The sequence below is a fragment of the Cronobacter sp. 153480017-3 genome, from assembly GCF_053627815.1.
The window spans coordinates 647,016-666,025 of the sequence record NZ_JBSEYN010000002.1; the positions used below are offsets into that span (position 1 = coordinate 647,016).

18 protein-coding genes and 1 other annotated feature are annotated in these 19,010 nt (G+C 57.5%); of the genes, 16 read left to right on the plus strand and 2 right to left on the minus strand.

Translation table 11 applies throughout. The features are described from left to right. The first annotated feature begins 72 nt into the window (after window positions 1-72). The 15 genes from rpmI to selO all read left to right on the plus strand — a co-directional run bounded on the left by rpmI (window position 73) and on the right by selO (window position 13,975). Window positions 73-270, plus strand: coding sequence for a 50S ribosomal protein L35 (gene rpmI / locus ACUW6V_RS07510; RefSeq protein WP_001124225.1), 198 nt, complete (start codon window positions 73-75; stop codon window positions 268-270). A 47-nt stretch (window positions 271-317) separates the two neighbouring features. Further along, on the plus strand, window positions 318-674 hold the full coding sequence (gene rplT, locus ACUW6V_RS07515) for a 50S ribosomal protein L20 (RefSeq protein ID WP_000124849.1): 357 nt from the start codon (window positions 318-320) through the stop codon (window positions 672-674). 116 nt (window positions 675-790) lie between these two features. Beyond that, window positions 791-915 (plus strand) — a sequence feature (Phe leader region). Beyond that, entirely contained in the window at window positions 796-840 is a 45-nt protein-coding gene (gene pheM, locus ACUW6V_RS07520) for a pheST operon leader peptide PheM (RefSeq protein ID WP_106120997.1), read from the plus strand. It overlaps the preceding feature by 45 nt. A gap of 144 nt (window positions 916-1,059) precedes the next feature. Next, complete coding sequence (gene pheS / locus ACUW6V_RS07525; RefSeq protein ID WP_007867262.1) at window positions 1,060-2,043, plus strand: phenylalanine--tRNA ligase subunit alpha; 984 nt, start codon at window positions 1,060-1,062, stop codon at window positions 2,041-2,043. 15 nt (window positions 2,044-2,058) lie between these two features. Next, window positions 2,059-4,446 (plus strand): phenylalanine--tRNA ligase subunit beta, encoded by a 2,388-nt coding sequence (gene pheT / locus ACUW6V_RS07530; protein WP_454038185.1) that lies wholly within the window; start codon window positions 2,059-2,061, stop codon window positions 4,444-4,446. Between the two features lie 4 nt (window positions 4,447-4,450). Then, window positions 4,451-4,750, plus strand: coding sequence for an integration host factor subunit alpha (ihfA, locus tag ACUW6V_RS07535; RefSeq protein WP_004387086.1), 300 nt, complete (start codon window positions 4,451-4,453; stop codon window positions 4,748-4,750). Between the two features lie 77 nt (window positions 4,751-4,827). Next, window positions 4,828-5,829: a vitamin B12 ABC transporter permease BtuC gene (gene btuC / locus ACUW6V_RS07540; protein ID WP_454038186.1), complete on the plus strand. Its 1,002-nt coding sequence runs from the start codon at window positions 4,828-4,830 to the stop codon at window positions 5,827-5,829. A gap of 29 nt (window positions 5,830-5,858) precedes the next feature. Next, window positions 5,859-6,410 (plus strand): glutathione peroxidase, encoded by a 552-nt coding sequence (locus tag ACUW6V_RS07545; protein ID WP_004387815.1) that lies wholly within the window; start codon window positions 5,859-5,861, stop codon window positions 6,408-6,410. 2 nt (window positions 6,411-6,412) lie between these two features. Then, the gene (btuD, locus tag ACUW6V_RS07550; protein WP_164997449.1) at window positions 6,413-7,156 is read left to right on the plus strand and encodes a vitamin B12 ABC transporter ATP-binding protein BtuD; all 744 of its coding nucleotides are present in this window, start codon (window positions 6,413-6,415) and stop codon (window positions 7,154-7,156) included. Between the two features lie 77 nt (window positions 7,157-7,233). After that, the gene (locus ACUW6V_RS07555; RefSeq protein WP_454038187.1) at window positions 7,234-7,698 is read left to right on the plus strand and encodes an NlpC/P60 family protein; all 465 of its coding nucleotides are present in this window, start codon (window positions 7,234-7,236) and stop codon (window positions 7,696-7,698) included. Window positions 7,699-7,890: 192 nt separating this feature from the next. Next, a complete protein-coding gene (locus tag ACUW6V_RS07560) occupies window positions 7,891-9,228 on the plus strand; it encodes a PTS sugar transporter subunit IIC (RefSeq protein ID WP_454038188.1) in 1,338 nt (445 codons plus the stop codon). Continuing rightward, entirely contained in the window at window positions 9,225-10,541 is a 1,317-nt protein-coding gene (locus ACUW6V_RS07565; RefSeq protein WP_454038189.1) for a 6-phospho-beta-glucosidase, read from the plus strand. Before ACUW6V_RS07560 ends, ACUW6V_RS07565 begins: the two co-directional genes overlap by 4 nt. Window positions 10,542-10,601: 60 nt before the next feature. Beyond that, on the plus strand, window positions 10,602-11,594 hold the full coding sequence (locus tag ACUW6V_RS07570) for a LacI family DNA-binding transcriptional regulator (RefSeq protein WP_454038219.1): 993 nt from the start codon (window positions 10,602-10,604) through the stop codon (window positions 11,592-11,594). 151 nt (window positions 11,595-11,745) lie between these two features. Next, on the plus strand, window positions 11,746-12,465 hold the full coding sequence (locus tag ACUW6V_RS07575) for an EAL domain-containing protein (protein WP_007849483.1): 720 nt from the start codon (window positions 11,746-11,748) through the stop codon (window positions 12,463-12,465). Between the two features lie 61 nt (window positions 12,466-12,526). Continuing rightward, complete coding sequence (gene selO, locus ACUW6V_RS07580; protein WP_097583982.1) at window positions 12,527-13,975, plus strand: protein adenylyltransferase SelO; 1,449 nt, start codon at window positions 12,527-12,529, stop codon at window positions 13,973-13,975. 71 nt (window positions 13,976-14,046) lie between these two features. On the opposite strand, the gene ACUW6V_RS07585 is transcribed toward selO, so the two are convergent. Beyond that, window positions 14,047-15,093 (minus strand): 3-deoxy-7-phosphoheptulonate synthase, encoded by a 1,047-nt coding sequence (locus ACUW6V_RS07585; RefSeq protein WP_004387811.1) that lies wholly within the window; start codon window positions 15,091-15,093, stop codon window positions 14,047-14,049. 154 nt (window positions 15,094-15,247) lie between these two features. After that, complete coding sequence (gene ppsR, locus ACUW6V_RS07590; protein ID WP_004387810.1) at window positions 15,248-16,081, minus strand: posphoenolpyruvate synthetase regulatory kinase/phosphorylase PpsR; 834 nt, start codon at window positions 16,079-16,081, stop codon at window positions 15,248-15,250. A 332-nt stretch (window positions 16,082-16,413) separates the two neighbouring features. On the opposite strand from ppsR, the gene ppsA reads away from it, so the two are divergent. Continuing rightward, complete coding sequence (gene ppsA / locus ACUW6V_RS07595; RefSeq protein WP_454038190.1) at window positions 16,414-18,792, plus strand: phosphoenolpyruvate synthase; 2,379 nt, start codon at window positions 16,414-16,416, stop codon at window positions 18,790-18,792. Window positions 18,793-19,010: the final 218 nt, after the last annotated feature.

Below are 19,010 nucleotides of genomic sequence, written 5' to 3' on the forward strand. Positions count from 1 at the left end.
AGCCTTTGGGCTTCACAGATTTTGTTCGCCTACGTTTCGTTTAATTAACAATGCGAAGTGGATGTAATTAAGATGCCAAAAATTAAGACCGTACGCGGTGCTGCTAAGCGCTTCAAAAAAACCGGTAAAGGTGGTTTTAAGCACAAGCACGCTAACCTGCGTCATATTCTGACCAAAAAAGCGACCAAGCGTAAACGTCACCTGCGCCCGAAAGCCATGGTTTCCAAAGGCGATCTGGGTCTGGTAATCGCGTGCCTGCCGTACGCATAAGCCGTTTAACTTTTAACTTTTTTACAGAATAGAAACAGGAGAGCACTATGGCTCGCGTAAAACGTGGTGTGATTGCACGTGCACGTCATAAGAAAATTTTGAAACAAGCTAAAGGCTACTACGGTGCGCGTTCTCGCGTATACCGCGTTGCCTTCCAGGCTGTTATCAAAGCAGGTCAGTACGCTTACCGTGACCGTCGTCAACGTAAGCGTCAGTTCCGTCAGCTGTGGATTGCACGTATCAACGCAGCAGCACGTCAGAACGGTATTTCTTACAGCAAATTCATCAACGGCCTGAAAAAAGCCTCTGTTGAAATCGACCGTAAGATCCTGGCTGACATCGCCGTATTCGACAAAGTGGCATTCTCTGCCCTGGTTGAAAAAGCGAAAGCAGCTCTGGCGTAAGCCAGTTGAAAGAGGGAGCCACGCTCCCTCTTTTAATTTCTGCCATATCAATCTGTTGACATTTTTACTGGCGCGCCTTTCAATAAGAGAATTCGCCATTAAGCCTCAGGGTAACGCAAGCATGAACGCTGCCATTTTCCGCTTCTTTTTTTACTTTAGCGCCTGAATCAGAGGGGCTTTGCGCGTAAGAAAAGAAACGGAAAATCAACGCCAGAAGCCTCCATCAGGAGGCTTTTTTTATATCTGCCGTTTTTGGGTCTGTTTCAAGTGGCAGGCGACACACGCGCCGCAGATTTATTTGGCCGCAAGGCGTGTCACCTGAAACAGAAGAATAACAAGACAGAGTTCAACAAACCGGCGCAAGCGCCGAATAACGAGGAAAACCATGCCACATCTCGCAGATCTGGTTGCCAGTGCAAAGGCGGCCATAACCAGCGCCCAGGATGTTGCCGCGTTAGATAACGTACGCGTCGAATATTTAGGGAAAAAAGGGCATCTGACCCTTCAGATGACCACCCTGCGCGAACTGCCGCCGGAAGAGCGCCCGGCCGCGGGCGCGGTTATCAACGAAGCCAAAGAGCAGGTTCAGCAGGCGCTGAACGCGCGTAAAAATGAGCTGGAAAGCGCCGCGCTGAATGCCCGTCTGGCGGCAGAAACTATCGATGTTTCGCTTCCGGGCCGCCGCGTGGAGAATGGCGGTCTGCATCCGGTCACTCGTACTATTGATCGTATCGAAAGCTTTTTCGGTGAACTCGGTTTTACGGTAGCGACCGGCCCGGAGATTGAAGATGACTATCACAACTTCGACGCGCTGAACATTCCGGGGCACCACCCGGCACGTGCGGATCACGATACTTTCTGGTTCGACGCGACGCGCCTGCTGCGTACCCAGACCTCTGGCGTGCAGATCCGCACCATGAAAAATCAGCAGCCGCCTATTCGCATCATCGCGCCGGGCCGTGTTTATCGTAACGACTACGATCAGACTCACACGCCGATGTTCCATCAGATGGAAGGGCTGATCGTCGATAAAAACATCAGTTTCACCAATCTGAAAGGCACGCTGCACGACTTCCTGCGTAACTTCTTTGAAGAAGATCTGCAGATTCGTTTCCGTCCGTCTTACTTCCCATTTACCGAGCCTTCCGCTGAAGTGGACGTTATGGGGAAAAACGGCAAGTGGCTGGAAGTGCTGGGCTGCGGCATGGTGCATCCGAACGTGCTGCGTAATGTCGGCATCGATCCGGAAGTTTACTCCGGCTTCGCGTTCGGCATGGGCATGGAACGTCTCACCATGCTGCGCTATGGCGTGACCGATCTGCGCGCTTTCTTCGAAAACGATCTGCGTTTCCTCAAACAGTTTAAATAAGGGCAGGACAGAACAATGAAATTTAGCGAACTGTGGTTACGCGAGTGGGTTAATCCGGCCCTCGACAGCGAGGCGCTGGCGAATCAAATCACGATGGCGGGTCTCGAAGTGGATGGCGTGGAGCCGGTCGCGGGCGCGTTTCACGGCGTGGTCGTGGGCGAAGTCGTCGAATGCGGCCAGCATCCGAATGCCGACAAACTGCGCGTCACGAAAGTCAACGTGGGCGGCGAACGCCTGCTCGATATCGTCTGCGGCGCGCCGAACTGCCGTCAGGGGCTGAAAGTGGCGGTAGCGACCGTCGGTGCGGTCCTGCCGGGCGATTTTAAAATCAAAGCGGCGAAACTGCGCGGCGAGCCGTCCGAAGGGATGCTGTGCTCGTTCTCTGAGCTTGGGATTTCCGACGATCACAGCGGCATTATCGAACTGCCGGCCGACGCGCCGATTGGTACGGATATTCGCGAATACCTGAAGCTTGATGACAACACCATCGAAATCAGCGTGACGCCGAACCGCGCCGACTGCCTGGGTATTATCGGTGTGGCGCGCGATGTCGCCGTGCTTAATGCCGAGCCGCTGAATGTACCGGACATCGCGCCGGTCGCGGCGACCATCAACGATACGCTGCCGATTCAGGTCGACGCCGCAGACGCCTGCCCGCGCTATCTGGGCCGCGTCGTGAAAGGCATCGATGTGACCGCGCCGACGCCGCTGTGGATGCGTGAAAAACTGCGTCGCTGCGGCATTCGTTCAATCGATGCCGTGGTTGACGTCACTAACTACGTGCTGCTTGAACTGGGCCAGCCGATGCACGCATTCGATCTCGACCGTATCGACGGCGGCATCGTAGTGCGTATGGCGAAAGAGGGCGAAACGCTGACGCTGCTGGATGGCAACGAAGCGACCCTGAACGCTGACACTCTGGTGATTGCTGACCATCAAAAAGCGCTGGCGATGGGCGGTATTTTCGGCGGCGAGCACTCCGGTGTTAACGGCGAAACCCGCAACGTCCTGCTGGAATGCGCCTTCTTCGCGCCGCTCGCCATCACCGGCCGCGCACGCCGTCATGGCCTGCACACCGACGCTTCTCACCGTTACGAGCGCGGCGTTGACCCGCAGCTGCAGTTCAAAGCGATGGAGCGCGCCACGCGTCTGCTGCTTGATATCTGCGGCGGCGAAGCAGGCCCGGTTATCGATGTCACCAGTGAAACCCATCTGCCGACGCGCGCGACCATCACGCTGCGCCGCAGTAAACTCGATCGCCTGATCGGCCATCACATTGCCGATGCACAGGTCACCGATATCCTTAAGCGCCTCGGTTGTGAAGTTACTGCAGGGCAGGACGAATGGCAGGCTGTCGCGCCGTCATGGCGTTTTGACATCGCGATTGAAGAAGATCTGGTGGAAGAAGTGGCCCGCGTTTACGGCTACGACAACATTCCGAACGAGCCGGTACAGGCCTCGCTGGTGATGGGCAATCATCGTGAAGCGGATCTCTCGCTCAAGCGCGTGAAAACGCTGCTAAACGATCACGGCTTCCAGGAAGTGATCACCTACAGCTTCGTCGATCCTAAAGTGCAGCAGCTGCTGCATCCGGGTGAAGAAGCGTTGATCCTGCCAAGCCCGATCTCCAGCGAAATGTCGGCGATGCGCCTGTCGCTGCTGAGCGGTCTGCTCACCACGGTCGTTTATAACCAGAACCGTCAGCAGAGCCGCGTTCGTATCTTTGAAACGGGCCTGCGCTTTGTGCCTGATACACAGGCAGACCTCGGCATTCGCCAGGATCTTATGCTGGCAGGCGCGCTGTGCGGCAACCGTTATGAGGAGCACTGGGATCTGGCGAAAGCCAGCGTTGACTTCTACGATTTGAAAGGGACGCTGGAGTCGGTTCTGGAACTTACGGGTAAATTATCTGAAATTGAGTTCCGTGCAGAAGCCAATCCGGCCTTGCATCCCGGCCAAAGTGCTGCCATTTATTTAAAAGGCGAACGCATTGGTTTTATTGGCGTTGTGCATCCTGAGCTTGAGCGTAAGCTTGACCTCAATGGCCGCACACTGGTGTTTGAGCTGCTCTGGAGCAAGATTTCCGAGCGTGCCATACCGCAGGCGCAGGAGGTTTCCCGCTTCCCGGCGAACCGCCGCGACATCGCCGTTGTGGTCGCTGAAAACGTACCGGCAGCAGATATTTTGGCCGAGTGTAAGAAAGTTGGCGCAAATCAGGTAGTTGGCGTAAACTTATTTGACGTGTACCGCGGTAAGGGTGTTGCGGAGGGTTATAAGAGCCTTGCCATCAGCCTGATCCTTCAGGATACCGGCCGTACACTCGAAGAAGACGAGATTGCCGCTACTGTTGCGAAATGTGTAACGGCACTAAAAGAGCGATTCCAGGCATCATTGAGGGATTGAACCTATGGCGCTTACAAAAGCTGAAATGTCAGAATATCTGTTTGATAAGCTTGGGCTTAGCAAGCGGGATGCCAAAGAACTGGTAGAGCTGTTTTTCGAAGAGATCCGTCGCGCTCTGGAAAATGGCGAGCAGGTAAAACTCTCCGGTTTCGGTAATTTTGACCTGCGTGATAAGAACCAACGTCCCGGACGCAACCCGAAAACCGGTGAAGATATTCCCATTACGGCTCGCCGTGTGGTTACCTTCCGCCCGGGGCAGAAGTTGAAAAGTCGCGTAGAGAACGCTTCGCCGAAAGAAAATTAATCTGACCTGACCAAAAAGGCCGCATCCCGCGGCCTTTTTTCTTTGTCCTGTGTCAGACGAGCCGTAAAATCAAAGGCATGAAATCTCAACTCGCCTCACTTTCCTTGTGTATTCATACCCAACGCCGCCGCGAGCGACGCGTGCTGACGGGCCTTGCGCTGGCGCTCGTACTGGCGGTCATGGTGAGCCTCTGCGCGGGCGATGTCTGGCTCTGGCCTGCGGCATGGTCAGCCGACGCAGGGAAACTCTTCGTCTGGCAAATCAGGCTGCCGCGAACGCTTGCCGTTGTGCTGGTGGGCGCGGCGCTTGCGCTCTGCGGCACGATGATGCAGGCGCTGTTTGAAAACCCGCTCGCAGAACCCGGGCTTCTTGGTGTCTCTAATGGCGCGGGCGTGGGGCTGGTTGCGGCGGTGATGCTCGGCGGCGGCGTGCTGCCAGGCTGGTCGCTCGGGCTGTGCGCCATCGCAGGCGCGCTTATCGCCACGCTTATTTTGCTGCATTTCGCGCGGCGTCATCTCTCCACCAGCCGTTTGCTACTGGCGGGCGTCGCGCTCGGTATCGTCTGTAGCGCGCTCATGACCTGGGCCGTCTATTTTTCCACCAGCCTCGATCTGCGCCAGCTCATGTACTGGATGATGGGCGGTTTCAGCGGCATCGACTGGCAGCAGGGCTGGCTGATGCTCGCGCTGCTTCCGCCGCTCGTCTGGGGCGGGATGCAGGCGAGGGCGCTGAATATGCTTTCTCTTGGCGAAACGTCCGCGCGTCAGCTTGGTCTGCCGGTCTGGCTGTGGCGCAACGCGCTGGTCATCGCCACTGGCTGGCTTGCGGGCGTCAGCGTGGCGCTCGCTGGCGCGATTGGTTTTGTCGGCCTTGTGGTGCCGCATATGCTGCGCCTGTGCGGCATTACCGATCATCGGGCATTACTGCCCGCCGCGATGCTGGCAGGCGGCGGGGTGCTGCTCGCGGCCGATATCATCGCGCGTCTGACGCTCGCGGCCGCAGAGCTGCCGATTGGCGTAGTCACCGCCACCCTGGGCGCGCCGGTATTTATCTGGCTATTATTAAAGGCTGGACGCTAGTTCCATCTCACTCTTCTTAAGGGGAAGCTATGCAACACGACATTCTGAATACCGAAGTGACCACCATTGACGGTGAAACCATTTCGCTTGAGCAGTACAAAGGCAAAGTGCTGCTGATCGTTAACGTCGCCTCAAAGTGCGGGCTGACGCCCCAGTATGAGCAGCTGGAAAATATTCACAAAGCCTGGGAGCCGTCCGGCTTTCGCGTACTGGGTTTCCCCTGCAACCAGTTTCTGGGCCAGGAGCCGGGCAGCGAAGACGAAATTAAAACGTTCTGCAGCACCACTTACGGCGTGACGTTCCCGATGTTCAGCAAGATTGACGTCAACGGCGACAACCGCCATCCGCTGTATCAGAAGCTCATCGCCGCCGCGCCGAAAGCCGTCGCGCCGGAGCAGAGCGGTTTCTATGAGCGGATGGCGAGTAAAGGCCGCGCGCCGCTTTACCCGGACGACATCCTCTGGAACTTTGAAAAATTTCTCGTGGGCCGCGACGGTCAGGTGATCCAGCGCTTCTCGCCGGATATGACGCCGGAAGATCCCATCGTGATGGAAGCCATTAAGCTGGCGCTGGCGAAGTAACGATGCCTTTGATGCAGCTGCGTGATGTCGCGGTGGGCACCCGCCTTGGGCCGCTTTGCGCGACGCTTGAGGCGGGCGATATTATCCATCTTGTCGGCCCTAACGGGGCGGGCAAAAGCACGCTGCTGCATCGTATGGCGGGCCTGTCTGATGGCGCAGGCGAAATCTTCTTTGACGGCCAACCGCTTACGTCGCTGAGCGCGGCCACGCTGTCGCGTCAGCGGGCGTATCTGACGCAGCAGCAGACGCCGCCATTCGCCATGCCGGTCTGGCACTATCTGACGCTCCACGGTGGCGCGCAGTGCGCCGCCGCGCTGGAAGAGGTGGCGCACAGTCTGATGCTTGACGACAAGCTGGCGCGCCCGGTTAACGCGCTCTCCGGCGGCGAATGGCAGCGCGTGCGCCTAGCCGGCGTTATCTTACAAATTCACCCGCGCAATCATCCCCACGGCAGGCTGCTGATCCTCGACGAGCCGATGAACAGTCTGGACGTCGCGCAGCAGGCCGCGCTCGACAGGCTTCTGGCTCTGTTGTCGCAGGCGGGGATCGCGGTGGTGATGAGCAGTCACGATTTGAACCATACGCTGCGTCATGCGCAGCGCGTCTGGCTGCTGCGCGACGGGAAAATGCTCGCCCAGGGCGCGCGTGATGAGGTAATGACGCCCTCACGGCTCGGCGAGGCTTACGGCTTGCCGTTTCGCCGTTTACAGATTGACGGCCACAGTATGCTTATCAATGCGCTCTGAGCGCGACCATCTTGCCAGCCGACGCGCTGGCGGCTACATTAGCGAAAAATCACAAGGCCAGAGGATTTGCCTGAAAAATGCGGCTATGGATCTTTCTTGTTGCGACGCTGCTGCTGGCGGGATGTAGCTCCCACCGCGCGCCGCCGCCAAATGCACGACTTTCCGACTCCATCACCGTGATTGCTGAACTCAACGACCAGCTGAACCACTGGTACGGCACGCCTTACCGCTACGGCGGCATGAGCCGCGGTGGCGTGGACTGTTCTGGCTTTGTGATGATGACCTTCCGCGATCGTTTCTCGCTGATGCTGCCACGCGAAACCCGTCAGCAGGCGGAGATTGGCACCGAAATCGATAAAGACGAGCTGCTGCCTGGCGATTTAGTCTTCTTTAAAACCGGCTCCGGACAACACGGCCTTCATGTCGGCATCTACGACACCGATAACCAGTTTATCCACGCCTCCACCAGCCGCGGCGTGATGCGTTCTTCTCTTGATAACGTCTACTGGCGCAAAAAGTTCTGGCAGGCGCGCCGCATCTAGTGTTCGCCCACCGCGTCCGCGGTGGGATTTCTCCCGACGTTTATCTGTGCTGTCTTTTTTATAACCATAATGAGAGCGCTCTCACAATGGCGCTTTGCCGACTGAGTTACAGTGATTATGTATTGAGAGCGCTCTTATTTTAACGTCACGCAACGGGGGAAATCGCATGTATCACGCAACACGGGGTGCGCTATGAGTCTTTATACCGGAGTGATGGCGCTGGTCGAGCGCCATGTCGCGCCGCTCGCCGGACGTATCGGTACCCAGCGGCATATCATCGCTATTCGCGATGGTTTTATCTGCGCCATGCCGTTTCTCATTATTGGCAGCATCATGCTTATCATCGCCAATCCGCCGTTTGATGAGTCGACGACGTCTGCCTTTGGCAGGCTCTGGCTCGGCTTTGCCAAAGCGCACTGGAACACCATCACCATGCCGTTTTTTATGACGATGGGGTTAATGAGCGTGTTTGTTTCTGTCGGGACGGCCTATAGCCTCGCAAAATCGTACCAGCTGGACGGTCTTACCGCCGGGTTGCTCTCACTGACCGCCTTTCTGCTCGTGGCCGCGCCGCAGGCTGATAATAAACTGTCGCTCGATTTCCTCGGCGGGCAGGGTGTGTTTACCGCGCTGCTGTGCGCTGTCTGGTCGGTTGAGCTGACGCGGCTGCTTAAAAAATATGGCATTACGCTGCGCCTGCCGGAGCAGGTACCGCCCGCTATCGCGCGCTCGTTTGATCTGCTGCTGCCGATGACCGGCATTCTGCTCACTCTCTACCCGTTAAGCCTGGTCATGCAGAGCGAATTCCAGATGCTTATCCCGGCGGCGGTGATGCAACTTTTCCAGCCGGTGATCGCCGCAGGCGACAGCCTGCCCGCGATTTTGCTCTGTGTGCTGCTGGCGAATCTGCTCTGGTTTGCGGGTATCCACGGCGACAATCTGGTGCAGGGGTTACTGAACCCGCTGTTCATGGCGAATATCGCCGCCAATGCGGCGCTGCTCTCTCAGGGCGCGCATACCACGCAAATCCTCACGGCCCCGTTTTGGGCGTTCTATGTCTGCATCGGCGGCTCCGGTTCAACGCTGGTGCTGGCGCTGCTGTACCTGCGAAGCCGTTCAGCGCATCTGAAAACCATCGGGCGGCTGAGTATTGTGCCGGCAGTCTTTAATATCAACGAGCCGCTGCTGTTCGGGTCGCCTGTAGTGATGAACCCGACGCTGTTTGTGCCGCTGCTGCTGGTGCCGCTCGTTAATACCGTGCTGGCGTATGTGGCGCTGGAGATGGATCTGGTGCAGAAAATGGTGGCGATGGCGCCCTGGACCGCGCCCGCGCCGCTGGGGGCAATGATTTCCGCCGCCTGGGATATGCGTGCCGCACTGCTGGTGGTCGTTCTGCTGGTCGTGGACGGCCTGCTCTGGTACCCCTTTTTTAAAGTGTATGAAAAACAGCTTATCAGCCAGGAGCGCGCGCAGGCGCAGGAAAGCGATGCCGTCGCCGCTTCGGCACAGACCACAGGGAGAACCTCATGACCGAACAGACTATTAAAATCGCCATTATCGGCGGCGGCAGCAGCTATACGCCGGAGCTGGTGGAAGGGCTTATCGCCCGCAAAGCGAGCATCAGGCTGCATGAACTTGCGCTGGTGGATGTCGAGCCGGGGCGCGAGAAAGTAGAGATCATCGCGGGGCTGACGCGCCGTATGCTTGATAAAAACGGGCTGGCGCACGTGCGCGTGACGGTGCATTTCACGCCCGATGAGGCGATTCGCGGCGCGCGCTTTGTGCTGACGCAACTACGTGTGGGCCAGCTCCCGGCGCGCGCCGCCGACGAGCGGCTCGGTCTGAAATATGGGCTGATGGGCCAGGAGACCACTGGCGTTGGCGGTTTTGCGAAAGCGCTACGCACCATTCCGGTATTGCTGGATATCGCCCGCAAAGTGGAAGCGCTGGCACCGGACGCCTGGATAATCAACTTCACCAATCCGGCGGCGATTGTCACCGAGGCGGTGCAGCGCCACAGCCGGGCGAAAATCATCGGGCTGTGTAATGTGCCCGTCACCATGCACCATATGATAGCCGCGATGCTGGGCGCGCCATCGCAGGAGGTGGCGCTGCGGTTTGCGGGGCTGAATCATATGGTGTGGGTGCATCAGGTGACGGTGCGCGGCGAGGACCGCACGCAGGAGGTGCTCGACAAACTGTGTAACGGGGCGACGCTCACCATGAACAACATCCAGGAAGCCCCGTGGCCCGCGCCGCTGCTGCGCGCGCTCGGCGCTATTCCGTGCCCGTACCACCGCTATTTCTACTTAAGTCGTCAGATGCTGGAAGAAGAGATTGAGGCGGCGCGCGGTCGTGGCACCCGCGCCGAACAGGTGATGGCGGTAGAACAGGATCTCTTCAGACTGTACAGCGATCCGCACCTGGCGCAAAAACCGGAGCAGCTCAGCTTTCGCGGCGGCGCGTTCTATTCGCAGGTGGCGCTGGAGCTTATCGATGCCATTCATAACGACCGCGGCACCACGCTTGTGGTTAACACTGCCAACCGCGGGGCTATTCACGGGCTGCCGGATGACGCCGTAGTGGAAACCAACTGCGTGGTGGACGCGCAGGGCGCGCACCCGCTGGTGTTCGGCGCGTTGCCACCTGCGATGCACGCCTTAACGGTGCAGGTGAAAACGTATGAACGGCTCACCATTAAGGCGGCGGTGGAAGGCTGTCGCGACAGCGGACTGCTGGCACTCGTGACCAACCCGCTGGTGGGCGACGCGGTACTTGCCCAATCACTGCTCGAAGAAGTGCTGACGCTGAACCGCGACTACCTGCCGCAATTCCGGGGATAAGCTCACCCGGCGCGAAAATTTCGGGTACTATCAGGTGGCCTCACAGATGAAAGGGATCGCCTGATGGTTACTCTGGAAGATGTCGCTGCCCATGCGGGCGTGTCACGTGCCACGGTGTCACGCGTGGTCAACGGCGACACCAACGTCAAATCACAAACCCGAGCGCGCGTCGAAGCGGCGATTCAGGCGCTCGGGTATTCGCCTAATCCGGCGGCGCGCGCGCTCGCTTCCAGCCAGAGCCATACCATTGGGCTCGTCACCACCTCTTACCGCGGCGGCTTTTTCGGCGCGCTGATGGATACCGTACAGAGCGAGGCGCAGCGCCACGGCAAACAGCTGCTGGTGACGCAGGGGCGTGACAGCGCGCAAAACGAACGTGACGCCATCAGCCAGCTCTATAACCTGCGCTGCGACGGCCTGTTGCTGCATGTGCGTATGCTGGAAGACGACGCGCTGCGCGCGATGGCGGCGGCGGGGCGACGCTTTGTCATCCTCGATCGCGACGTGCCGGGGCTGGAATCCCGCTGCGTCACGTTTGATCATCGGGGGGCCAGCGCGCTTGCCACCCGCTATTTTCTCACGCGTGGCCACACGGCCATTGCCTGTCTCCACGGCCCACTTTCACGCGCCTCCAGCCGTTTGCGTCTGCAGGGCTTTCTTGATGTCATGGAAACGGCAGGCCTGACGCCGGTAGCCTGTCTGGAGGCGGATTACTCGCTCCAGGGCGGCTATCTGAACATGCAGGCGCTGCTTGAGCGTGACCAGCCAACGGCGGTTTACTGCTGTAACGAAGAGATGGCCGTGGGGGCCATGCTTGCGATTAATGAAAAAGGCTTAAGGATCCCGCAGGATATTTCCTGTATCTGTTATGACAGCGGCGAGCGCGCCGATTTTGTTCGTCCACGTCTGACCAGCGTCCACTTCCCAATTACGGAAATGGCACGTTACGGCGCGAAAAAATTACTGGAAGAAGAAACTGAGCAGCAAATATTCACGCCAAAAATGATGGAGCGTGATTCTGTAAAGGATCTGACTGGCTCTGGTGAAAAATGAAATACCAGGATAAGCTCATTCTGTAAGGAGTAATCTGAAATTGATGCCGAAACGGCAGGATAAATAGTCTAACAGAATCAACCTGGTTGCACGTGGTAGCGACTTAATACAGTATAGCGGGCTCCCATTAATAACGCGCAGGGCAGACAATATGATTGTTTCGCTCGATACACGGTATCAGTCTCATCTGCTGTTCGCCCCGATCGCCCATACTTCCGGGGGGCTGCTGGGCATGGAAGTTATTGCCCATTTTACCAGCCTGAATGCGCAGATTCGCTTTCCGACGGAATTCATTATCCCACGAATTAATTCTGAAGAAAGATTAATGCTTTTTTACGAAAAAATAAGTTTGCTTGAAAAGTGGCGTGAAGCATTTATAAAAAATTCGCTGTTCGCCGTTGTAAACATTGATCAGAAGATAGCCAGCGCCATTTTATCCAGCCCGACATTACGGGCGCGCCTCGCGCAATTACCGTTTCTTGAGTTAGGTATTAATGAGAATTTTCCTGAACTTAATAAGGGTAAAGAAAATAAAACGATGTTTTCACTTTCGCGTTATTTTCCATTAATGCTGAGCAACTTTGGTGCTGGTGCTGCCACGGGGCGCGCGATCTTCGACGGTCTGTTCCGCCGGGTCGCACTCGATAAAACGTTCGTGCAGAAACGCCGCGCGGGCGGGATGTTTGAGCCGTTTATGTATGCGATCGCCAATCAGGTCGGCCCCAGTTGCCAGACGCTAATCCTGCCTGGTGTCGATAACGATGAAACATTAGAAGAAGCGCGCCGTCTCGGTTTTAGTGGCGCTCAGGGCACACTGTGGCCCGCAATGGATGGTGAAACCCTCGTTCTGACACTCGCTATGGCGCAATAACCTTAAACCTCTACCGTGTTTAATGCCTCCATAACGCACTACACTTAGTGCAGGAGGAGCCATGAGCCAACATCCCCGTTTTACCGCCACCTGGCGCGATGAACTGCCAGGTTTTTATACAGAATTAACGCCCACGCCACTCAACAACAGCCGTCTGCTCTGTCATAACGCACCGCTGGCGCAGGCGCTGGAACTCCCGGAAACGCTGTTTGACTATCAGGGGCCGGCAGGTGTCTGGGGCGGCGAAACGCTGCTGCCGGGCATGGCGCCGCTGGCACAGGTTTACAGCGGTCATCAGTTCGGCGTCTGGGCAGGCCAGCTCGGCGATGGTCGCGGCATTTTGCTCGGCGAACAGCAGCTCAGCGATGGCCGCAAACTGGACTGGCATCTGAAAGGCGCGGGCCTCACACCCTATTCACGGATGGGCGATGGCCGCGCGGTGCTGCGCTCGACGGTGCGCGAATTTCTCGCCTCAGAAGCGATGCACGGGCTTGGTATTCCCACCACCCGCGCGCTCAGTATCGTCACCAGCGATACGCCGGTGCGTCGTGAAACCACCGAGCGCGGCGCGATGCTGATGCGTATCGCCGAAAGCCATGTGCGCTTCGGCCATTTCGAGCATTTTTACTACCGTCGTGAACCGGAGCGCGTCCGTGAACTGGCGCAGTATGTGATTGAACACCACTTTGCGCATCTGGCGCAGGAGGAAGATCGTTTCGCGCTCTGGTTTGGCGAGGTGGTGACGCGCACCGCACAACTGATGGCGAGCTGGCAGTGCGTCGGTTTCGCACACGGTGTAATGAACACCGACAACATGTCGATCCTCGGGCTGACGATGGATTACGGCCCTTACGGTTTTCTCGACGACTACCAGCCGGGCTTTATCTGCAACCATACGGATTACCAGGGGCGTTACGCCTTTGACAACCAGCCGGGCGTTGGCCTGTGGAACCTGCAACGTCTGGCGCAGGCGCTTTCGCCGATTATTCCGGCGGAGCGGCTCAATGCGCTGCTGGACGATTATCAGCCCGCGCTGCTGCGCGAGTGGGGCCGCCAGATGCGCGCGAAGCTCGGCTTTACCGTCGAAAAAGAGGGCGACAACGACTATCTGCGCGAGCTGCTCACTCTGATGGCGCGCGAAGGGAGCGACTACACGCGCACGTTCCGAATGCTGAGCGAGACGGAACAGCGCTCGTCTGCCTCGCCACTGCGAGATGAGTTTATCGACCGCGCCACCTTTGACGCCTGGTTTGCCCGTTACCGCGCGCGGCTGGAAGAAGAGGGCGTGGAGGATGATGCGCGTCAGCGGCTGATGAAATCCGTTAACCCGGCGCTGGTGCTGCGCAACTGGCTGGCCCAGCGCGCCATCGAAGCTGCGGAGCGTGACGACGCCAGCGAGCTGTCACGACTGCTGGAGGCGCTGCGTAACCCTTTCGCCGACCGCGACGATGACTACACCCATCGCCCGCCGGACTGGGGTAAGCATCTGGAAGTGAGCTGTTCAAGCTGATGCTTTAACGCAGGCGCGTAAAAAAGGGAAACCCTGGGTTTCCCTTTTTATATGCACGCAGAAAGCACTTTTCAGAGACGGCTTTCCACCGCCCTGGCGAGCCGTTCCAGCAGCGTTTCGCTGTCATCCCAGCCAAGGCACGGGTCGGTAATCGACTGGCCGTAGGTGAGCGGCGTGCCGGGTGTGATTTTCTGGGTGCCTTCAACCAAAAAGCTTTCCACCATCACGCCTGCGATACCGGTTGAACCCGCGCGGATCTGCTGGCAGATATCATCACAGACATCGAGCTGACGGCGATGCTGTTTCTGACAGTTGCCGTGGCTGAAATCCACCACCAGCCGCTGCGGTAAATCAAATTCCCGCAGCGCTTCACAGGCGTCGCGAATGGCTTCGGCATGATAATTCGGCGTTTTACCGCCGCGCATAATGATGTGCCCGTACGGGTTGCCGCTGGTCTGGTAAATCGTCATCCGGCCATGTTTATCCGGCGAGAGGAACATATGGCTGGTGCGCGCGGCGCGAATGGCATCCACCGCGATACGGGTGTTGCCGTCGGTGCCGTTTTTAAAGCCTACCGGGCACGAGAGCGCCGAGGCCATTTCGCGGTGGATCTGGCTCTCGGTGGTGCGCGCGCCGATAGCGCCCCAGCTAATGAGATCGGAAATATACTGGCCGACCACCATATCGAGAAACTCGGTGGCGGTCGGCACGCCCAGTGCGTTCACCTCGAGCAGCAGACGGCGCGCCTGTTCGATACCGTGATTCACGCGGTAGCTGCCGTTCAGATCCGGGTCGGAGATCAGGCCTTTCCAGCCCACCACGGTGCGCGGCTTCTCAAAGTAGGTACGCATGACGATTTCCAGACGGGAATCGTATTTCTCGCGCGCTCGCGCCAGACGGTGGGCGTAATCAATGGCCGCGTGTGGATCGTGAATCGAGCAGGGGCCGATAATCACCAGCAGGCGCGGGTCTTCGCCGTTAAGGATTTTTTCAATACGGCGGCGGGCGTCAAGCACATGGCCTGCGACCGCCGGTGTCACGGGGTAGCGTTCTGCGAGTTCCGCCGGGGTAATCAGGCTGTCGATGCGCGCAGTACGAAGTTCATCGGTTTTAATCATGGGTGTCTCAGAATCTGTTGCTTCATCGGCATCAGCGCCGGAAGTGATGGGCATCACGATAAACCAATCCGCCCTGAATACAAGGCTATTAAAAGATTCACCGGGCCACGTAACGTTACCCTAACACAGACTCTCGCACCTTTGTACTAGTTTGTCAGTACATGCGGCGATTAAGCCCCATGATGTCGAGGATTTTGGTGGCGATCTCTTCCACCGAATAGTTAGTACTGTTGATGTAGCGGATCTGATGTTTGCGGTAAAGCGCTTCCACTTCGGCCACTTCCATCCGGCACTGACGCATCGAGGCGTAGCGGCTGTTCTCGCGCCGCTCTTCGCGGATGGCCGCCAGCCGCTCCGGGTTAATCGTCAGCCCAAACAGTTTGTGCTGGAACGGGCGCAGCGCCGCCGGAAGATTGAGGTTATCCATATCGTCGGCGATAAAGGGGTAGTTGGCGGCCCGGATGCCGAATTGCATCGCCAGATAGAGGCTGGTGGGCGTTTTGCCGCAGCGTGAGACGCCAAGCAGGATCACCTGCGCCTGATCGAGATTGCGCATCGAAATACCGTCGTCATGGGCGAGCGTGTAATCAATCGCCGCGATGCGCGCATCATATTTATTCAGGTTGGCGGGGTTGAGACCGTGGGTGCGGTGGGCGACGGGCGACGGATCGAGACGAAGCTCTTCCTGAAGCGGGGCGACCAGCGCCTGAACGATGTCCTGACAAAATCCCTGGCTTTGCAGAATTATCTCACGGACCTCCGGCAGCACGATGGAGTAGAAGACCAGCGGGCGCACGCCGGTCTGCTGGTAGATGGCGTCAATCTGCTCTTTCACCGCTCTGGCGCGGCTCTCGTTTTCCACAAACGGCAGGGTAATGCTGTTGATGCTGACCGGGAATTGCGACATCACCGCATGGCCTAATACTTCTGCGGTGATAGCGGTTCCATCAGAAATATAAAAGACCTGGCGATCGACAACATTATCCATTGTATCCGTCCTTAATTCAGGTTGAGTATCATCTTAAGCATAAAATAATGCTTATACCGGGGGCATGGCACTTCTCTTATTTTTAACATTGAAACGGTGTTTTTATTTTAAGTGAACGCTGCGTTTCATTTTTCAAATATCACTGTAAATCATAGTCCAAAAGAGTAATCCAGCCTAATCAAGCAGTTACCCAATCCGGAATTTATCTGAAAATATGAAATTTTCAATTTGCTTGAACGATTCACCGTTTTTCCCGCAGCGTTTTCTATGCCAGGCTAAAACGGCTGTCAGGTGTTTCTTAATTCCGTTCATATCATAAAAGGATTGCTTCGATGTCCAACAATGGCTCGTCATCGCTCATACTTTGGTATAACCAGCTCGGCATGAATGATGTAGACAGAGTTGGGGGCAAAAACGCCTCCCTCGGTGAAATGATTACTAACCTGTCCGGCATGGGCGTTTCTGTGCCTAACGGGTTTGCGACCACTGCCGTGGCGTTTAATCAGTTCCTCGAAAGCCGTGGCGTTAACCAGCGTATTTATGAACTGCTGGATAAAACCGATATCGACGACGTCACTGAGCTCGCGAAAGCGGGCGCGCAGATCCGTCAGTGGATTATCGACACCCCCTTCCAGCCGGAGCTGGAGCAGGCGATCCGCGAAGCTTATGAGCAGCTCTCCGCCGATGACGCCGACGCCTCCTTTGCGGTGCGCTCGTCCGCCACCGCCGAAGATATGCCGGACGCCTCCTTCGCAGGCCAGCAGGAAACCTTCCTTAACGTACAGGGCATCGATGCGGTGATGGTGGCGGTGAAACATGTGTTCGCCTCGCTGTTTAACGACCGCGCCATCTCGTACCGCGTGCATCAGGGATACGATCACCGCGGCGTCGCGCTCTCGGCGGGCGTGCAGCGCATGGTGCGCTCCGATCTCGCCGCCTCCGGCGTGATGTTCTCCATTGATACCGAATCGGGCTTCGATCAGGTGGTGTTTATCACCGCCGCGTATGGTCTTGGTGAAATGGTAGTGCAGGGCGCGGTCAACCCTGACGAATTCTACGTGCATAAACCGGGGCTGGCGGAAGGGCGTCCGGCGATTGTGCGCCGCACCATGGGCTCGAAAAAAATCCGTATGGTGTATGCCGATACCCAGGAGCACGGCAAGCAGGTGCGCATCGAAGATGTGCCGCAGGCCGAACGCGACCGTTTCTGCATCACGCCGGAAGAGGTGCAGGAGCTGGCGAAACAGGCCGTACAGATTGAGAAACACTATGGCCGCCCGATGGATATCGAGTGGGCTAAAGATGGCCACACCGGCAAGCTGTTTATTGTCCAGGCGCGCCCGGAAACCGTGCGCTCGCGCGGTCAGGTGATGGAGCGCTACACGCTGCATTCGCAGGGGAAAGTGGTAGCGGAAGGCCGCGCCATCGGCCACCGCATCGGCGCGGGCACCGTGAAGGTGATCCACGACATCAGCGAGATGAACCGTATTCAGCCAGGCGATGTGCTGGTCACCGACATGACCGACCCGGACTGGGAACCTATCATGAAAAAAGCGGCGGCGATTGTCACCAACCGCGGCGGGCGTACCTGTCACGCGGCGATCATCGCCCGCGAGCTGGGTATTCCGGCGGTGGTTGGCTGCGGCGACGCCACCGAGCGTATTAAAGATGACGAAAAAGTGACGGTTTCCTGCGCCGAAGGGGATACCGGCTACGTCTATGCCGATCTTCTCGATTTCAGCGTCAAAAGCTCCAGCGTCGATACCATGCCGGATCTGCCGCTGAAAGTGATGATGAACGTCGGCAACCCGGACCGCGCGTTTGATTTCGCCTGCCTGCCGAATGAGGGCGTGGGTCTCGCGCGTCTCGAATTTATCATCAACCGTATGATTGGCGTGCATCCGCGCGCGCTGCTGGAGTTTGACCAGCAGGAGCCCGCGCTGCAAAACCAGATCCGCGAGATGATGAAAGGCTTCGACAGCCCGGTGGAGTTCTACGTGGGCCGTCTGACGGAAGGCATCGCGACACTCGGCGCGGCGTTCTGGCCGAAGCGCGTGATTGTGCGTCTGTCTGACTTTAAATCTAACGAATACGCCAACCTGGTGGGCGGCGAGCATTACGAGCCGCATGAAGAGAACCCGATGCTCGGCTTCCGTGGCGCGGGGCGTTATGTGGCCGACAGCTTCCGCGACTGCTTCGCGCTGGAGTGTGAGGCGGTGAAACGCGTGCGCAACGAGATGGGCCTCACCAACGTGGAGATCATGATCCCGTTTGTACGTACCGTGGATCAGGCGAAAGCGGTGGTGGACGAACTGGCGCGCCAGGGGCTGAAGCGCGGCGAGAACGGGCTGAAAGTCATTATGATGTGCGAAATCCCGTCCAACGCCCTGCTGGCCGAGCAGTTCCTTGAGCACTTCGATGGCTTCTCGATTGGCTCTAACGACATGACGCAGCTCGCGCTCGGCCTCGACCGCGACTCCGGCGTGGTCTCGGAGCTTTTCGACGAGCGTAACGACGCCGTGAAAGCGCTGTTGTCGATGGCGATCCGCGCCGCGAAAAAGCAGGGCAAATATGTCGGCATTTGCGGTCAGGGGCCGTCGGACCATGAGGATTTCGCCGCCTGGTTAATGGAAGAGGGGATCGATTCGCTCTCGCTTAACCCGGATACCGTGGTGCAAACCTGGCTGAGTCTGGCCGAGCTAAAAAAATAATTGCGATATATTTCCAAACCCGCCTGATGGCGGGTTTTTTATTTGCAACGGGTAATTTGCACCACATCACAAATACGGGAAAAAGCAAAAAATCATAAACTGGCTGTGGATTTCTGCAATTGTTGGGGGGCGGCGCGTTCACAATACTTAGGCCTGATATCGCACCCGTAGTTTGCGTGCGAGAAACACGCTTTCTAACGTTGATAAGGCCAATAATA

What these genes read in the sequence shown, in the direction of transcription:
- pheT (WP_454038185.1), top strand. Translation starts at nt 2,059, where the DNA reads ATGAAATTTAGCGAACTGTGGTTACGCGAGTGGGTTAATCCGGCCCTC.
- ACUW6V_RS07555 (WP_454038187.1), top strand. Translation starts at nt 7,234, where the DNA reads ATGCGGCTATGGATCTTTCTTGTTGCGACGCTGCTGCTGGCGGGATGT.
- pheS (WP_007867262.1), top strand. Translation starts at nt 1,060, where the DNA reads ATGCCACATCTCGCAGATCTGGTTGCCAGTGCAAAGGCGGCCATAACC.
- selO (WP_097583982.1), top strand. Translation starts at nt 12,527, where the DNA reads ATGAGCCAACATCCCCGTTTTACCGCCACCTGGCGCGATGAACTGCCA.
- ACUW6V_RS07565 (WP_454038189.1), top strand. Translation starts at nt 9,225, where the DNA reads ATGACCGAACAGACTATTAAAATCGCCATTATCGGCGGCGGCAGCAGC.
- rplT (WP_000124849.1), top strand. Translation starts at nt 318, where the DNA reads ATGGCTCGCGTAAAACGTGGTGTGATTGCACGTGCACGTCATAAGAAA.
- ACUW6V_RS07585 (WP_004387811.1), bottom strand. Translation starts at nt 15,093, where the DNA reads ATGATTAAAACCGATGAACTTCGTACTGCGCGCATCGACAGCCTGATT.
- ACUW6V_RS07560 (WP_454038188.1), top strand. Translation starts at nt 7,891, where the DNA reads ATGAGTCTTTATACCGGAGTGATGGCGCTGGTCGAGCGCCATGTCGCG.
- ppsR (WP_004387810.1), bottom strand. Translation starts at nt 16,081, where the DNA reads ATGGATAATGTTGTCGATCGCCAGGTCTTTTATATTTCTGATGGAACC.
- ihfA (WP_004387086.1), top strand. Translation starts at nt 4,451, where the DNA reads ATGGCGCTTACAAAAGCTGAAATGTCAGAATATCTGTTTGATAAGCTT.
- btuC (WP_454038186.1), top strand. Translation starts at nt 4,828, where the DNA reads ATGAAATCTCAACTCGCCTCACTTTCCTTGTGTATTCATACCCAACGC.
- ACUW6V_RS07545 (WP_004387815.1), top strand. Translation starts at nt 5,859, where the DNA reads ATGCAACACGACATTCTGAATACCGAAGTGACCACCATTGACGGTGAA.
- rpmI (WP_001124225.1), top strand. Translation starts at nt 73, where the DNA reads ATGCCAAAAATTAAGACCGTACGCGGTGCTGCTAAGCGCTTCAAAAAA.
- ACUW6V_RS07575 (WP_007849483.1), top strand. Translation starts at nt 11,746, where the DNA reads ATGATTGTTTCGCTCGATACACGGTATCAGTCTCATCTGCTGTTCGCC.
- btuD (WP_164997449.1), top strand. Translation starts at nt 6,413, where the DNA reads ATGCCTTTGATGCAGCTGCGTGATGTCGCGGTGGGCACCCGCCTTGGG.
- ppsA (WP_454038190.1), top strand. Translation starts at nt 16,414, where the DNA reads ATGTCCAACAATGGCTCGTCATCGCTCATACTTTGGTATAACCAGCTC.